Origin of the sequence: Granulicella sibirica, from assembly GCF_004115155.1 — a bacterium.
In the GTDB taxonomy this organism is placed as follows: domain Bacteria; phylum Acidobacteriota; class Terriglobia; order Terriglobales; family Acidobacteriaceae; genus Edaphobacter; species Edaphobacter sibiricus.
Map to the genome: position 1 here is coordinate 325,517 of NZ_RDSM01000003.1, position 16,739 is coordinate 342,255.

At 58.8% G+C, this 16,739-nt stretch carries 10 protein-coding genes; 9 read left to right on the forward strand and 1 reads right to left on the reverse strand.

Features of this window, described 5'->3' with window-relative positions; translation table 11 throughout:
* Positions 1 to 149: 149 nt before the first annotated feature.
* From GRAN_RS18090 to GRAN_RS18130, 9 genes are all read left to right on the forward strand, one after another.
* On the forward strand, positions 150 to 1,517 hold the full coding sequence (locus GRAN_RS18090; protein ID WP_128914456.1) for an MFS transporter: 1,368 nt from the start codon (positions 150 to 152) through the stop codon (positions 1,515 to 1,517).
* Between the two features lie 157 nt (positions 1,518 to 1,674).
* Positions 1,675 to 3,213, forward strand: a complete 1,539-nt coding sequence (locus tag GRAN_RS18095) for a DHA2 family efflux MFS transporter permease subunit (protein ID WP_128914457.1) — start codon at positions 1,675 to 1,677, stop codon at positions 3,211 to 3,213.
* Positions 3,214 to 3,222: 9 nt separating this feature from the next.
* Positions 3,223 to 4,533, forward strand: a complete 1,311-nt coding sequence (locus tag GRAN_RS18100; RefSeq protein WP_128914458.1) for an NtaA/DmoA family FMN-dependent monooxygenase — start codon at positions 3,223 to 3,225, stop codon at positions 4,531 to 4,533.
* 39 nt (positions 4,534 to 4,572) lie between these two features.
* Positions 4,573 to 5,010 carry a pyridoxamine 5'-phosphate oxidase family protein gene (locus GRAN_RS18105; protein ID WP_128914459.1) on the forward strand — a complete coding sequence of 146 codons (438 nt, stop codon included), beginning with the start codon at positions 4,573 to 4,575 and terminating at the stop codon, positions 5,008 to 5,010.
* A gap of 39 nt (positions 5,011 to 5,049) precedes the next feature.
* Positions 5,050 to 6,417 carry an MFS transporter gene (locus tag GRAN_RS18110; protein WP_128914460.1) on the forward strand — a complete coding sequence of 456 codons (1,368 nt, stop codon included), beginning with the start codon at positions 5,050 to 5,052 and terminating at the stop codon, positions 6,415 to 6,417.
* Between the two features lie 189 nt (positions 6,418 to 6,606).
* Positions 6,607 to 8,010 carry an MFS transporter gene (locus tag GRAN_RS18115; RefSeq protein WP_161571038.1) on the forward strand — a complete coding sequence of 468 codons (1,404 nt, stop codon included), beginning with the start codon at positions 6,607 to 6,609 and terminating at the stop codon, positions 8,008 to 8,010.
* The gene (locus GRAN_RS18120) at positions 8,007 to 8,513 is read left to right on the forward strand and encodes a flavin reductase family protein (RefSeq protein ID WP_161571039.1); all 507 of its coding nucleotides are present in this window, start codon (positions 8,007 to 8,009) and stop codon (positions 8,511 to 8,513) included. The genes GRAN_RS18115 and GRAN_RS18120 overlap by 4 nt, the downstream gene beginning before the upstream one ends.
* Before the next feature lie 173 nt (positions 8,514 to 8,686).
* Positions 8,687 to 12,253 carry a TonB-dependent receptor gene (locus GRAN_RS18125; protein WP_161571040.1) on the forward strand — a complete coding sequence of 1,189 codons (3,567 nt, stop codon included), beginning with the start codon at positions 8,687 to 8,689 and terminating at the stop codon, positions 12,251 to 12,253.
* Positions 12,254 to 12,339: 86 nt separating this feature from the next.
* Positions 12,340 to 13,650: an NtaA/DmoA family FMN-dependent monooxygenase gene (locus GRAN_RS18130; RefSeq protein ID WP_128914464.1), complete on the forward strand. Its 1,311-nt coding sequence runs from the start codon at positions 12,340 to 12,342 to the stop codon at positions 13,648 to 13,650.
* Between the two features lie 21 nt (positions 13,651 to 13,671).
* Here GRAN_RS18130 and GRAN_RS18135 read toward each other — a convergent pair whose 3' ends face one another.
* On the reverse strand, positions 13,672 to 16,710 hold the full coding sequence (locus GRAN_RS18135; protein WP_128914465.1) for a glycosyl hydrolase: 3,039 nt from the start codon (positions 16,708 to 16,710) through the stop codon (positions 13,672 to 13,674).
* Between the last annotated feature and the right edge of the window lie 29 nt (positions 16,711 to 16,739).

The following is a 16,739-nucleotide window of genomic DNA, read 5'->3' on the forward strand; positions in this document are numbered from 1 at the left end:
ATACCGGTAACCCCGAAGCTTCGACGACATAAAAACAGCTAGAAAAACAAGCCTCAGATTCTGGCTCGAAAGAGTTCTCGATGTGCTATCAATTAGTTATTATAACTATCTTGTTTGCGGCAGTCCTACCCGGAAGGTGAGTGATCCCAATGGCTGTTCCCGAGACGTCGAAGCCAAGCCTGGAAGACCTGGACCCCGATTTTCGAGGTGTCGGCATATCCCCCGTGCCACGGCAACGTTTCGAGCAATACTCCCATGCCTGGCGGGCCCTTCGCTACCGAAACTTCCGGCTCCTCTTCATCGGCCAGGGAATATCGCTCATCGGCTCTTGGGTCACCCGTGTGGCCACAAGCTGGCTTGTGTATAAGCTCACGCACTCCGCGCTCCTGCTTGGCTGGATTGGCTTCACGACGGCGATGCCGGTCTTTCTCCTCTCTCCTCTGGCCGGTGTCTGGGTAGATAAGGTCCACGATAAGCGCCGTCTCACGGCGATCACCCAGGTGATTCTAGCGCTCACGTCTTTCGCACTCGCAGGTCTGGCCTTGTCTCGCCATGTCACCATCGCCGAGATATTTCTGCTGAACACCGTGAAGGGTGTAGCGAATGCCTTTGACATGCCGGCGCGCCAGACATTTGTCACCCGTACGGTGGATAACAGGGAGGTTCTCGGCAACGCCATCGCCCTCAATTCATCGATCGTGAATATCGCGCGACTGCTCGGCCCGTCCATCGCAGGTGCCATCATGGCCTTCAGTAGTGAGGGTTGGTGCTTCCTTATAGATGGCATTAGCTACATCGCGGTCTTATGGTCACTCTTCGCGATGCATTTCACCCCGGGCGAACGCGTGGCCCAACGCCCGGTCTCGGTGGTGCAGCAGATGCGCCAAGGTTGGACATACGTCGCGGGAACGGTTCCCTTTCGCAATATCCTGACTCTCTTTGCTATCTTGAGCCTGCTCGGCATCCCCTATACGATTCTCATGCCAATCTTCGCGAGCACCGTCCTGCATGGAGGCCCACAGACCCTCGGTCTGCTTCTCGGCGCCCCGGGCGTGGGCGCGCTGCTTTCCGGATTATCGCTCGCCTTACGCAAGAGTTCCGTGGGCTTGGTCAGGTCAGTCGCACTCTCTTCGACGCTCTTCGGGCTCGCCCTGGTAGCCTTCGGCTTCTCGCATCAGCTTTACCTGTCACTCATTCTCCTGTTCTTCGTCGGATTCGGCATGATGCAGTCGATGGCCGCCAGTAGCACCATCCTCCAGACGCTCACAGACGAAGACATGCGTGGACGTGTCATGAGCTACTACATCATGGCGATGACCGGCATGCTTCCCTTCGGCACGCTGCTCGCAGGGTGGATCGCTCATCGTTATACGGCGGCCATCGCCGTCATCTTCAGCGGCTTCGCGGTCCTTCTGGCTACCGCTTGGTTTTGGTCTCAGTATCGAACAACGCAGGAGAACGCAAAATCCATGATGCGCAACCTTGGGCTTCTGCCGTCCGATCGGGTCTCGGTATAAGCCTCAATCGAAGACTCTTTAATTTCTTCTTGCAATTATTAGTTAACATACCTACTCTATTGACATCGTCGCACTCTGGTCACACGCTTATTCAGCTTGCCGGTCCACTCCGGTAACCCATCACCCTCGCCAAAAAATCCTGACCACGGGGACTTCATTGACAGTCGGAAAAACCACCATCGTGATGTCCGAGACGACCGCCGAGTCTGAGGTCCCGGGTGGACTTCTGGAAGAGATGGTCGAGGCGGCCGACCTTTCTGCCGGTGCCGAGATCGTCGAGTCGTCCCACAGCAGTCTGCTTCTTCCGATGATCGTAGGCTTCGCCCTCTTCATGGGAACCCTCGACGGAACGGTCATCTCCAATGCATTGCCCACCATGGCGCGCGCATTGCATCAGGATCCTCTGATGTTGAACACCGCCATTACTTCCTATCTGCTTGCCTCGGCTGTCTTCCTGCCTATCTCCGGATGGGCCGCGGATCGCTTCGGCGCAAGGACCGTGTTCCGTGGTGCCATCATCCTGTTCGCGGTCTCCTCCGTGGGATGCGGCATCGCTCACGCGCTCTGGCATCTCGTCGTGGCTCGCCTTCTTCAAGGCATAGCCGGATCGATGATGCTCCCGGTAGGCCGCCTCGTTCTCCTCCGCACGTTGCCGAAGGCGGAGATGGTTCGAGCCATGGGTTTTCTTATCCTCCCTGGCATTCTGGGTACTGTGCTTGGTCCCCCGGTCGGCGGCTTTATCGTCACTTTCAGTTCGTGGCGTTGGATCTTCTATATCAACCTTCCCATGGGCCTCATCGGCGCAATCCTCACGACCATGTATGTCCCCAACGTTCGCGAGACGGAGAAGCAGAAGCTCGACCTGACCGGCTTTCTTCTTACTGGGTTTGGTCTCGCCGGACTGGTCTATGGCTTTGAGAATGTCGGTCGAAATATCCTGCCCGCGTGGGCGGTCAACAGCCTTCTGGGGGGCGGCCTTATCTCGCTTATTCTCTTCTATCTTCACTATCGAAGAGCCCGGGAGACATCCATCCTGGACCTCTCGATCATTGGAATTCCCACCTATCGCAGCGCGACCGTCGGAGGAATGTTTCTCCGGCTGGGCTTAGGCGCAGGGCCGTTCCTGCTCGCCCTTCTGCTGCAACTCGGCTTCGGCCTGTCCGCATTCCAGGCCGGACTTCTCACGCTGGCCGACGCGCTCGGATCCCTGCTCACCATGAAGTTTACCCAGCCTCTGGTCAAGGCCTTCGGCTTCAAGCGCATGCTCGTCACCAACATCGTAGTCGCCGCCATTCTGCAGGCATGCTATGCCTTCTTCCGGCCAGAGACGCCTCATTGGATGATCGTTGCCGTTTTCTTTGTTTCGGGCATGTTCCGGTCCACCCTCTTCACCGCACTCAATGCGCTCGCCTACGCCGACCTGCCCCAGAAGGCCATGAGCCGGGCGTCGTCGCTCTCCAGCGTTCTCACACAGCTTGCATCGAGTCTCGGTATCGGCGCATCGGCCGTCGTCCTGCATGCCGTGATGCAGGCTCATCACACGACGAAGATCTCTTCCGCCGACATCACGCCAATCTTTCCAATGATCTCCGGCGTGACTCTCATCTCGCTCGCCTTCTTTCTCAGCATGCCGACCAACGCCGGGGCGACCGTCTCCGGCCCGGTAGAGACCAACGCTACACCGAAGACCGCATAAGGAGTGACGATGACTAAGAAGAAATTCCATCTCGCATGGTTCACCAACGCCATCCCCCACGGCTGGAGGCTTGATGGCAAGGGAGCCGCAACTTGGTCGGGCAATGACACCACACGGTGGATGACGGGCGAGTTTCTCATCGATATGGCACGCTCGCTGGATCGCGCCTGTTTCGACTACATCATGCTGGAAGACCATGTTGCCTTCGGCGAGCATGGGTCGGCCCGACTCGACCCGGTGCCTCTTATGCCCCTCATGGCAAGCGCAACCAAAGGCCTCGGTTGCGTGGCGACCATGTCGACGTCGTTCTATCCACCGTTCATGCTCGCCCGCACCCTGGCATCGCTTGATCACGTCACGGGCGGACGTGTCGGATGGAACATCGTCACGACCAGCGAACACGAGGCCGCGCAGGCCTTCGGACAGGATCAGCAGCCGCCCCATGCTGAGCGCTACGAACGCGCCGCGGAGTACACCCAACTCGTACGCGAACTATGGGATGGCTGGCAGCCCGACGCCATCGTAATGAATGAAGAGACAGGAAAGTACGTTGATCCGGATAAGGTAAAGATCCTGGACTTCGAAGGCAAGTTTTACAAGTGCAAGGGTGCCCTCAACATTGCGCGATCGCCCCAGGAGCGTCCCGTCATCTGCCAGGCCGGAACCTCGGAGCGTGGCAGGGACTTCAGTGCCAAGTATGCCGACACCATCCTGGTCTCAACCGGAGGCGCCGATAGCTACGCGGCCATGAAGGAGATCCGCGACGACATCCGCGCGCGTGCCGAAAGCTTCGGGCGGTCGGGCGATGAGATCAAGATCCTCTACATGGTCACGCCCCTCGTTGCCGATACGCTGGAGGAGGCCGAGATCATGCGTCAACGTCGTCAGCCTATCCTCACCGACGAGCAGATCCGCAAGCGTCTTGAGGGCATGGGCCACATCGGCATGATCGACCTCTCCGGCCTCGATATCGATAAGCCCCTACCGGTCATCGATATTACGAAGCTCGAAGGGCACCAGGCGACCTTCGGCAACTTCTACAACCTCGGCCTCAACGGCAAGCGCACCGTTCGAGAGATCTGCAACATGCACAACTTCAGTTCGCTCGATCTCTATGGCACTGCGGCGATGGTCGCGGATCGCATGGAAGAAGCCATGGACGCGGTCGGCGGCGACGGATTCCTCATCCAGTGCCGCCCCCTCACCCGGCGATATATCACGGAGATCACTGATGGTCTCGTTCCAGAGTTGCAGAAGCGCGGCCTCGTTCGCACCGAATACAAGTACAAGCACTTCCGCGACAACCTGATGGAGTTCTAAAGAAGCACACAACGGAACACTCACACACTGGAGGTCTCCATGCCGGAAGAAAAGAAGCCCGTGGTCGTCATCGAACAGGCACTTATCCCCGAGACGCACCTTGACATGTTTGAAGGTTCCCTTATCCCTCATCTCACCACCCTTTTTGAGGATGGTTCGCCGAGATGCGCGCCCCTGTGGTGCGACTTCGACGGCGAGTATCTGCGCTTCACGAACACAACAAACCACATCGTCTACCAGACGATCACAAAGCGCCCCCAGGTGGTCGTCACCATCGCGGATCCCAGCATCTCCATGCGCTATCTCGAGGTGCGCGGCGTCCTGGAGAAGGTCGAGGAAGACCCCCAGGCGCTGCACCTCGCCTATCTCGCGGCGAAGCGCGGCGCCGGGCCGTTTCCAACTCCGGCCGCCCCCACCAACAGGGTCATCCTCTACATCCGGCCTACCTGGACCACCTCATTTGCAGGTGTCATCTAAGCACACACTCTCAGCCACATCGATTCCCGAGGCTGTCCCATGAGCGCTGCCGGCGTACCCCTCTCTACCAGTGACGAACCCGACTTCAGCGAGGACGCGTCCGTCGCTTCCGCGCCCCGGCGCATTGGTGCGATCCTTCTCGGCGAAGGCATCACGCCGGGCAACGTCTTCTCCTATGTGTACGTCGGCATCGCGACGATCTGCATCATCACCTTCTTTCCGCTGATGCAGCCGTATGTTCTGGTCGATCACCTCGGCCTCTCCCGCGAGCACCTGGGACAGACCGTCGGACAACTATCATTTATCCAGAACATGGCGGTCTTCTGCTTTGTGACGATCTTCGGAACCATCGCGGACCACGTGCGATGCAACCGCTTCGTCGCTCTCTCGTGTCTCATCATCACCGTCGCGGCGATACTCTATCCCCTCTCGACGTCGCTCGCTTCGGCACGGGCTATCATCTTTCTCCTCGGCATCGGACAGGTCGCCAACAACGTAGCTCTGGTCGCCACGACCATGTCCTACCCGGACAACAGATCAAGGGGGAAGTACGCCAGCCTGATATCCCTATGCATGATCGGTGGAGTTACGCTCTTCTCGGGACAGTTCGCGTCGCGCCTCCCCTTACTCCTCAAACACGCGGGCTACGGACCCAACCAGATGGTCCGTTACGCCTTTTGGGTCGTAGCTCTGCTTGGTCTCCCGGCAATCGCGCTCTCCATGTTCGGCCTCAAGCAGGATGTGCGCAAGCCTTCTTCAGGAAGCATCCACCTCGGCACCCAGTTCAAGACCTTGGCAACAAACTTCACAGAGGTATTTCGACATGCGCGGCGTCAACCACGCTTTCAAATGGTACTGTTCGCTGCCTTGGTCACCCGCAGCGACTATGCGGTAGTCACAACCTATCTCTCACTATGGGTCATAGCCTCCGGTCACCGGCACAATATCGACACAGCCACGGCCATGAAGCACGTCGGTGCAATGTACACCTGCATGCAAGTAGCTACGATCTCGGGGACGATGGCGACGGGATGGCTCCTGGACAAGTTCAACCGGACTATCCTGCTCGTGGCTTCACTGACGGCGGTCACGGGAGCTCTGCTCTCACCCTTGCTCGTAAAGGATGTCTTTGCAATGGGAGGCTATCTCGTCGTCGTCGTGATCGGACTCACCGAAGGCGCACTCTCGTCATCCATGAGCACCGTCATGGCTCAGGAGGCGCCGTCGGGTATCCGTGGCTCAACGGTCGGCATCGTGAATCTCATCGGCATCGTGAGCGTGGCCTTCATTAACTATGCGGGTGGAGTGGTATTTGACAGATGGAGTTATGCCGCACCCTTCGCGCTGATGGCGGCCTTGAACATCCTCGTTCTTTCAAGGGTTATACCCTTTCTTCGCCATCGCTAACTCGCTCGGGACCCTCGCGGCATCAAGGATCGGTGAATAAAATTATTTTTGTTGCGGTTAGCTTCCTTAACTAATAGCATGAGCCATGGCAACCAAAAGCGGGATATTCCTGAACGCATTCTGCCCGGGGTGGGTGTTCCCATGGGCATGAGTTCCAGTGTTATTCAACCGTTATCCCCGCAAAGTCCTTTGCCATCAGACGCTCCAGGCGAAGAGAACGGGACGCCCACCGCGCCGGTTACAGCCCGCGAGACCGAAGCCATCGAGGACAAGCGGCATTACATCGGACCCATCAAGCTCGGGGTTGGGATCCTTCCCCGCCATGTCGGGGCCATGTCCTACATCGCGCTTGCAAGTGTGGTGACGACCAACTTTTTGTCTCTCATGCAGCCGCATATTCTTTCGCAGCGGATCCATCTTCCGAAGGAACTGCTCGGCCGCACCGGCGGTGAACTTGCACTGACGATGAACATGGCCGTCCTCATCTTCACGCTCTTCTTCGGTGCCATCGCCGATCGGGTTCGCGCCAACCGCTTCATGGCACTGGCTTACGTCGGGATGGCAACGGCCTGCCTACTCTATCCGATGGCTTCATCGTTGAAGGCCCTCATGGCCGTTATCTTCCTCCTCGGAGTCTCGCAGACCATCACGCTCACCGTTGGCGGAGCTCACGGCTTGCAGTATCCCGATAACTCATCACGCGGCAAATACGGCAGCATGATGTCTATCCTGAACATCGGCGGCGTGGTGCTCATTGCCGCTCAGATCGGACCACGCCTCCCTGAGTGGCTCCAGCATCTCGGAATCAGCTCGCTCAGCTCCTTGCGCTTCTCTTTCTGGATCTTCGGCCTGTTCGTCGCGCCCGGCTGCCTCGTGGCCTGGTATTGGCTAAAACAGGATCCGCCAGTTCACCGTGAAAGCAAGCTCGACCTCAAGGCTGAGGTCGTAACTCTGGGAGCAAACCTCGTCAATGTTCTCCGCTATGCCAAGTCGAATAAGCGCTTTCAACTTGTCCTCATCACATCGCTTTTCATGCGGAGCGATTTCGCCGTCGTCAGCACGTTCCTCTCCTTCTGGGTTGCGGCCGCCGGACGTGAGCATGGCATCAGCACGACCGACGCCGTCAGGCATGCCGGTCAGATGTATTCCGTAGTCCTCGGCTCGCTCTTCGTCGCACAGTTCACAGTAGGATTGCTCGCCGATCGATTCAATCGTGTCACGCTCCTCCTGGCGGCCCTCCTCTTCGTCGCCCTTAGCTATCTCTCGCCTCTCCTGATCCATGATGTCTTCGCCCCTTCGGCCTATCTCTGCGCCGTTCTACTGGGCCTCGCCGAAGGATTCATCGTGATGACCCTGAGCGCATTGATGGGACAGGAAGCACCATCGCATCTCCGTGGCGCATCCATCGGCATCATCAATCTCATCGCCATCATCGGTGTTTCGCTGATGAACTACACCGGCGGAATCCTCTTCGATAAAGTAAGCCACGTCGCGCCCTTCGCCATGATGGCCGCCTTGAACCTGGGAACGTTGTTATGGGCACTTCCTTTCTTGAAGCATCGCAACGATACCGTAGAGGGAGATCTGATATGAGCGACACGCAGCATCCGTCGAACCTGGCAGGCGACTTCAAATCCGGAATGAGACGACTTGCTTCAACCATCACCATCATCGCCTCCGCGCACCAGGAGGAGTGGTCTGGCATGGTTGCTACCGCCGTAAGTGCAGTCTCGGCCGATCCTCCTTCGCTCGTCATTGGTGTCAATCAGAACGCAAGCCTTCACCATCCCGTCAGCGCTGGCGAGCTATTCTCCGTAAACCTTCTCGCCACGCAGCACAGTCATCTCGTTCGTCCCTTCAGCGGCGCTCTCAAGGGTGCGGATCGCTTCGCACTCGGTAATTGGAAGCTGCATGAGACTGGCATGCCATATCTCGCGGACGCGATGGTGAACTTTCTCTGCAAGGTCGACGCGAAGCTCGAATATGGAAGCCACACACTCTTCATCGGAAGTGTCCAGGCCATCCACATCAATGGAGATGCCGCCCCGCTTATCTGGCAGGATGGCGGCTTCGCTTCAACCATACCTCTCGACTGAAGTCCCAGGCCACGCTGCAGGAAAATAGCGCCTAACAGAAGACTGCGGCCCGCTACATCAATCATTGTTTACATAAATCGCATTTTATTCTTGCGAATAGTTAACTTAACTAATAGAGTCTGTTTCAGCCCCGCCAAATCTAAATTCACTTTATGCGCCGCACGGAGGTTCTGATGACTTGTATCCGAAACCAGGCCAGGATTCTATCCGCATCCTTGTTGCTCATGTTCACAGGCAACCTCTCTCTCTTCTCGCAAGGCATCACTACAGGCACCATCTCCGGAAGCGTCGTGGATGCGCAGGGAGCCCTCATAGCGGGTGCCCATGTCGTCATCCTCGAGACCTCCACGGGAGTTCAGGTGGGTCTCGAGTCAAATGAGAGTGGGGCGTTTGCGGCCCGCAGTCTGCCCGCTGGAACCTATAAGGTGACGATATCCCACGACGGGTTCTCGGCGCTCTCGGTGGAGAAAGTCGTCGTGACCGCGGGCGGGGATACAGCGCTCGGCCAGGAGCACCTCGCCATCGGCTCTTCGACAACGATGGTGGAGGTCACCGGTGGCACCTCCGCGATGCTTCAGACGGATCAATCTCAGATCACAACCTCGATCCCGACCGAGGCCATTCAGTCTCTCCCGGTCAACGGTCGCCTCGACAACCTCATCTCCCTCTCTCCCGGAACAGTAAAGGCGCACGATGGTGGAGGCGGTTCTCCTTCAAACGGTGATTCTTACTCCATCAATGGCCAGCGCTCCTTGTCGAATAACTTCGAGCTCGACGGGCAGGCCAATAACGATAACTACTCCGGCGGCCCTCAGGTTATCTTTCAGAACTCCGATGCCATCAAGGAAGTACAGGTCATCAGCTCAAACTTCAGCGCGCAATACGGCCGCAACATGGGCGGAGTAATCAACTACATCACGAAGAACGGCACGAACAGCTATCACGGCACGGCCTACGAGTACTACATCGGCTCGTTCCTCAACTCCATTCCCAACGCCAACAAGACCACTCTGAACGGATACTGCGCACCCGGGCAGACACCTGCCGCGAATGCCTGTAAAGCCGCAGCCGTTCCTCGCTTCAACGACAACCGCTTTGGCGGAACCGCCGGTGGCCGTATCCTTCGGGATAAGCTCTGGTACTTCGGCGGCCTCAACCTGGAGCGGACCCGCAAAGGTCAAAGCGCATCCAGTTCCAGTGTTGCCACTCCCACGCCTGCCGGTCTTGCCACCCTGCATTCCGCCCTCCCAACCAACAACGCGGTCAACGCGCTCATCAACCAGGGTCCATACGGTATCTCGGCCGGCAATCCCGTTCCAGTCGGAACCAAGACCTACCAGACATTCACCGTTGGCACGCAAACCGTATCGAATGTCGAGTTCGCCAACGTGCAGCGGTTCATACCGGCCGTCTATAACGACCAGGACTACATCGGGAGACTGGATTATCAGCCCTACGCGTCGGATCACTTCTTCATCCGTTATATCTACCAGAAGCAAAGCAACACAGCGCTTGGCGGGATCATTCCCACGGGTTACTTCTATAACAAGCCGCAGACCGCGCATTCTATCGGTGGAGACTGGACCCATACCTTCTCACCAAGCTGGGTCAATCAGTTACGTTACAGCTTCCAACAGAACAAGCTCGCGCAAGAGGGTGGAACTCAGGCGAATTGTCTCGCGGCAAACCAGAATGCCTGTACCTCGTCCGTTGGGATCTCCGGTTCCGTCGGATATGGATATGGGAATGGATCGATCACAAGCCGTATCCAAAAAGTCACGCAGGTGCAGGACAATGCGACTTGGGCACACGGTCGGCACCTTGTCAGCTTCGGAGGAGATTTCACGTACCAGAACTCACCCACCGTTTTCCTGTCTAACTACACCGGCGTATTCACATTCACGAGCTTCGCGAACTATCTGAACAACGTCGGGACAGTCAACCTCTCGGATGGCAACCCCTTGCTTCCCTTCAAGGAACCGGACTTCTCGCTCTATGTCCAGGATGACTTCAAGATCATGCCTTCCCTCACCCTCAACCTTGGCCTTCGTTACGAGTTCTTCGGCCAGGCGATCAATCTTCTACATGATCGCTCCGTGGCGCAACAAACCGGATCTAAGCCGTTCTGGGATACGAACCTGCCCCTGTCGCAGACCACCTATCCCTACACTCCGCCGCGCTGGAAGAACTATCAGCCCCGCCTTGGCTTTGCCTATAATCCCGCGGGTCTCACCAGCCTGGTCGTTCGCGGTGCCTACTCCATTCAGTTCGATCCTTCCGTTTACGTGATCTTCCTGAATAACTCCGCCTCTGCTCCCGTCATCAACCTCGGAACTGTGACCTGCTCGGCCAGCATCACCTGCATCTCCGCAGCCGGCGCTACCGCAGCCGAGACCCGCAGCCAACTCCTCCAATACATCCCGGAGGGCGCGGGTATCAATCCAAACACCCGTAACCTGACGAACAGCCCCCCGAACTTCCAGAACCCCTACGTCCAGACCTTCCAACTCGGCCTGCAATACAGCGTCAAGCGCCTCGCCACGGTCACGGCCGCATATGTCAGCAACCGCACCTCGAAGCAGTTTCAATCACTCAATGCAAACCCCTATCTGCTCGACGTAGCGAACGCGTTCCCGAGCATCATCGCCCCCAGCGCTCTCTGTTCGGACACCGCGGCTGGTAGCGTGGATAACGGTCGTCTCAAGTGCGGATCCAGCAACGTACGCCAGCGCGCGAACACTGCCTTCAGCGAGTACAACGGTTTGCAGACGTCGTTTCAGACGCAGAACTATCACGGCGTCACCGCCTTTGTGAACTACATGTTCAGCAAGACCATCAGCAACGGTGATTCCCTCGGCCCCGTCACAGCCGGAACCAGTACCCCCTCCTACAGCAGCACAGCCTTCGCCCAGAATCCGCTCGATACCGACCGCGCCGAGAGAGGTGTCGCCGACATTTCGTTCCCGAACGTCTTCTCCTTCGGCATCGTCTATACCGTGCCGGCCGCCCATTTTGACAAGAGCTGGATCAACCGCGCAATCAACGGCTTCACCGTCTCGCCGGCCTACTCCTACAACGGCGGCCAGCGTTGGACACCGATCCAGTCCTATGCCTCCGCCGTCGGAGGCACCACCGACAACACGAGCAGCTACTGCGACAAGAGCTTCGCGGCCGCCTGGATCACGTGGGATTCATGCCGTCCGATTCTCTCCAACAAGAAGGCCCCGATCGGCGTGGTGGGCATCTACGTCGCGGACCCCACATCCACGGTGTCTACGGGAGGCACCGGCTACTACAACTACAGCTCGAGCAACTACTACAACAGCTCAAATCTTAGCTGTACACCCGGTAGCGATCCAACCTGCCTCAAGAAGCTGGACAAGCCGATCGCCGCCACGGACGCTCACTACATCTACAACAACCGGACCATCGCCAGGATGATCGGCAATCCTTTTGGCGGAGTCAGCCGAGCCCCCGAAGTCGGGCAGAAGTTCAGCAACCTCGACCTCGCCATCGAAAAAACAACCCCCATCAACGAGCACCTGAGCACGAAGCTCTATCTCAACATATTCAACGTCACCAACACTAACTTCCTGGGCACGCCGGACGCCTTCATCACCGACACCACCTTCGCCAGCAACGGCTACAACAGCGGCTACTACGGCGGTGCGACAGGTGTTGCCGCCAACTCTGTACCCGCATCCCGCTACATCCAGCTAGGCGGAAAGATCGTCTTCTAACTCAACCCCAGGCGGCCGGCTTCTTCATGGAGCCGGTCCCGCCAACCTCTCATCGCCGAAGCAAAATCCAAAGGGACCGTCGCGCAATGAAGAAGAAATTCCATCTCGCGTGGTTTACCAACGCACGCCCTCATGCATGGATGCCGAATGGTCCCGATCAATGGGGTGGACGAGACGTCGAGGAAAGTGAGTGGGCGTCCGGACGTTTCCTCATGGACATGGCACGCTCTCTCGAACGCGCATGCTTCGACTACATCATGCTGGAGGACCACGTCGCAAGCGAGCCGACAGACAACATGGAGTCACGCATCGACCCCTTTCCGATGCTCCCCATGCTCGGCTCCGTCACCACCCGTCTTGGGCTCATCGCCACGATGTCCACATCCTTCTGGCCGCCCTATCTTCTCGCCCGGCTTACCGCCTCCGTCGATCACATCACCGCCGGACGCTCCGGTTGGAATGTCGTCACCACAAGCGAGGACTACGCCGCACGCTCCTTCGGCCTCGGTGACAAGCAGCCTCCCCACGACGAACGCTACGAACGCGCCGACGAGATGGTCGAGTACGTCAAGCAGCTATGGGATGCCTGGGAACCGGATGCCGTCATCGCCGATGCCAACTCCGGCAAGTACGTCGATCGCCGTAAGCTCCGCGAGTTCGAGTTCAAAGGCAAGTATTTCCAGGGCCTCGGCCCCCTCAATGTCTCCCGGTCACCCCAGGGACGCCCAGTCATCTGTCAGGCCGGCGGCTCGCCGCGCGGCATGGACTTCGCCGCCAAACATGCCGACACCGTACTCGCGTCATCCGGAGGCGCAAACGATCCTCTGGTCCTCAAGGACTACCGCGATAGCATTCGAACCCGTGCCGCCGCATGCGGACGAAACCCCGACGACGTCAAAGTCCTCTACCTGGTCAGCCCCATTCTCGGAGATACCGACGCGCAGGCACAGGAAAACTACGAGCGCCGTTACGCCATGGATGAAGCGCGCATCAACGCGTTCCACAAGTACGGCGGGGCTTATTACAACCTCGACTTCTCGAAATATGATCTCGACGCCCCTTTCACCGATCTGGACCTCAAGACCGAAGGACATCAATCGACCCTGGACGGATTCCTCCGTCACGCACAAGGTGGAACCAGGACGCTGAGGCAGATGATCGTCGCCTCCAAACCAAGCTCGCTCGAATTCGTCGGCACTCCCGAAAGTGTCGCGGACCAGATGGAGGTGGCGATGGATGCGATCGGCGGGGACGGCTTCCTCATTCAGTATCGCCCCCTCACTCGCCGCTATATCACGGAGATCACCGAAGGCCTCGTCCCCGCCCTACAGCGAAGAGGCCTCGTCAGAACGGAATATAAGTACAAGCATCTCCGCGAAAACCTGCTGGAATTTTAGAGGCGACACGTATCAAAGTGTCTACTTCCTTCGGCTGCTCCGTGGTTCCACTACCCACTCCACCGGTCCAATGAGCCCTGAAGGCAACAGGGGAGAATCCGCCTTGTATCGTGTGATATTTGTGGACGTATAGGTTCTGTCGTTGCCCGGCTGTAGATCGCCGATGATGCGGTTAGGCCACAGATTCGTGACTTCGACCTCGATCTCGTTCTCCCCTGGATGCAACAGCGAATCGACCCGCAGCATGTACGGCTTCGCCCAGACAGTACCCGCATCCTTCCCATTCACGCGAACCCGGGCAATCTCTCGAACGTCTCCAAACTGCAGGGACACGCCATCTCCCGGCGACCATACCGGTGCTCTCACCTTCGCCCGATAAGTCCCCGAACCCGAGAAGTAGCGCACACCCGCATTGGAGGATTCCGTCCAACTTGTCAAAGCGGGCATCGCGATCGAGCCCGGCGGCGCGCCCCGATTCGCCTGAAAGGTAACCGACCACGTTGCTTGAATAGGAGCCGTGACGATCGTCGGCAAGGTCGCTTCTGGCATGGGCGCCGCGTCGTTGAAGACCACAAAGGCTGACCCGAACGCTCCGAGAGAAAGCGGGACCGTCATGCGTCCATCCGTTGAGACCTCGCCCCGGACCGGTTGCATGGCCCCGCTCACTCCATCCCACACCTCGACTCTGCGCTGTGGCACGCGGAACACACCACGAAAGCTCACCGCTTCCTGGGACGCATTCCGCAGGAAATAAACCTCGGTCGAACCGATCCTGCGGTGCACATAGTCGAGCCCGCCGGAGGTCGCACCGTAGGATGCCTTCAGCGTAGCCCCGATCCCCACCACCTCGAAGTCCGGCTCTACCTTGAGCGCCGTCAAAGCTTCCCGCGTCTTGTCTGTGCAGAACACCAACCCTCGCCCAACCGCATGCGATCCGCCGCTGCCGCACCCATCCCACAAGGAATGAATCAGTGTCGACATGCGAGCCTCTTCCGCAGGCGTGGCATTGCCCGTGGACGACTCCACCGGCAGCCCCACCAGCACGCCCCCGCCTTGCACAAATCGCAAAGCCAGTTCGAGCACTGCCGCCGAAGCCCGACGCGTTCGAGGCAGGGCAAGCACGCGCCATCGCACGCCACTCGGCCCGACAAGCTCACGCCCATCGACCCGAATCGTCCTCAGGAGCGCATCGTCATCCGTCACATCGTAGTCATAGCCCGGCAGCACATGCGCCGGATCGTCCGCCTTCAGCCGCACAAAGTTCGGCACGTTGTCTCCGTAAAAATACAGGACATCGTCCACCGCGCTTCCCTGCTGCATCATGTATTGCGCTCGATTGAGATACGTGAAGAACGCTCCGCCCGCATTCCACCAGGTCACCTTGGGGTTAAGGTGCGTCCCGGCGAAGTACTCCTGCCCGGGCACACCCGTCACGGCTGGACTGGACGTAAACTCATGCCACACCAGCCGGTTCATTCCTTCCGTGATCGCCATATCGAAGGAAGGCTTCAGATCTGTCGCGAGGCTTTCGGACCATTGCGGGCCGATCGAGGTCTCGCCCTCCTGCGCCACGAATCGCTGCCCGTAGATGTTCGCCGCACTCGCGCCTTCCTTGGTGAAGAAGCGCTCGATGTCTGTGTTCCGGTGCGGGTTCTCGGACCAGAACTCTGTCTGCGGCACGGCAGCATGGCGGAACGTCTCAAGCGCATCGATCGGGGCTCCATGCGGCCCCCCGCTCTCGGCCTCCACGCCCATTCCGTGGGCCTTCGCCTTCTCGGCGAACACGTCGTAGTGCTCACTCACGATCAGGTCCGCCACGGTGCGTCGAAGGTCGGTCAGAAACCGCGTGCTCTGCGCCCGGTCTCCAACAACCCGCCCGGCCACGACCGGAAGCCAGGGCACCGGATCATAACCACGCAGCCTTCGGAACTGCTCGCGAAACTTCGGAGTCCAGTTCGTTCCGCCCAGCTCCCAGCTATCGGTCGCGAGGTACTTCAGGCTGGAGTAAGGCTTGGCGGCGGTAAGCAGAGGCTCGACCGTATGCTCCCAATACTGGTCGAAGGCCTCGCTGCTCATATAGTCGATCGCCAGCCCCTGCCAGGCGCCACTGGCCGTCGAAACGCGAGCATCGGAATCCGTATAACCGATTCGCAGCACTTCCCATGTTCCCGCGGGCGCCTTCCACCCAAGCACTCCGTCCGCACTGGTCTGCGCCGTAAGATCCACGACCCCACTGGCAGGCGTATCGGCAAACCCCGGATCCCCCGCGAACTGCTGTCCCAGCCCATCGTTCAAAAGCGCGGACCCGTCCGGCATGCTGAAGCCGCTCTCCGCCGCCGCCGACCGGAAACGCAGGGTCTGCAATGCCCTCGCTGCCGCGCGATCGCCAGCCTTATCCTGCGACACCTCCTGCTCCGCCGTATGCCGGTCACCCTGCCGGTCGTCGGGCTGCGCTGCAAGCGCGGAGCCATGCTGAAGCGGGTAAGCGAGCACGGCGATCTGGCGGTAGTACCCGTTGCGCGATGCCGGAGCGGCAAGCTTGATTGAATCCTGAGATTCGCCCTTCACCTCGGTGCGAGTCCAGGTCAGCAGCTTCGAAGCCTGTTCCGGAGTTACATCCGGGCCGCCAAGATTCCACCCGCTCGTGATGTTGAGCGTAATCTCCAACCCAAGCCGGTCTGCCTCCTTCAACGCGTGCGTGAAGAGCTCGACCCACGCCGGGCTTCCGAACGTTGGACCTGCGGGAACGGGATGATTGCCCACCTGATCTGCGCCGTTCGCGTCCACCAGCAACGCTCCACCAAACCCCTTGGCTTTCATCTCCTCAAGGTCGTGCGTGATCGTCGGCTTGTCCGTGTTCCCGTTCAGCCACCACCAATAGCAACGCAGTCGAGCCTCCGAGGGAGGTTCAAGGAAACCCTCTCGCAACGAAGACAACGATGGAGTCCGGTCTGTTCCATCTCCCTGTGGCTGAGCCGTCATCGTCCACGGCATAGCCATCCACAACGCAGCAGCCCACCACGCACGGTAAGGACGGAAGAGCGTTTTTGTTACGGACATGCGAATCCTCGAAAATCGAAAGAACGACG

Coding starts and splice junctions, on each gene's coding strand:
- GRAN_RS18100 (WP_128914458.1), top strand. CDS start 3,223: ATGACTAAGAAGAAATTCCATCTCGCATGGTTCACCAACGCCATCCCC.
- GRAN_RS18120 (WP_161571039.1), top strand. CDS start 8,007: ATGAGCGACACGCAGCATCCGTCGAACCTGGCAGGCGACTTCAAATCC.
- GRAN_RS18125 (WP_161571040.1), top strand. CDS start 8,687: ATGACTTGTATCCGAAACCAGGCCAGGATTCTATCCGCATCCTTGTTG.
- GRAN_RS18110 (WP_128914460.1), top strand. CDS start 5,050: ATGAGCGCTGCCGGCGTACCCCTCTCTACCAGTGACGAACCCGACTTC.
- GRAN_RS18090 (WP_128914456.1), top strand. CDS start 150: ATGGCTGTTCCCGAGACGTCGAAGCCAAGCCTGGAAGACCTGGACCCC.
- GRAN_RS18105 (WP_128914459.1), top strand. CDS start 4,573: ATGCCGGAAGAAAAGAAGCCCGTGGTCGTCATCGAACAGGCACTTATC.
- GRAN_RS18135 (WP_128914465.1), bottom strand. CDS start 16,710: ATGTCCGTAACAAAAACGCTCTTCCGTCCTTACCGTGCGTGGTGGGCT.
- GRAN_RS18130 (WP_128914464.1), top strand. CDS start 12,340: ATGAAGAAGAAATTCCATCTCGCGTGGTTTACCAACGCACGCCCTCAT.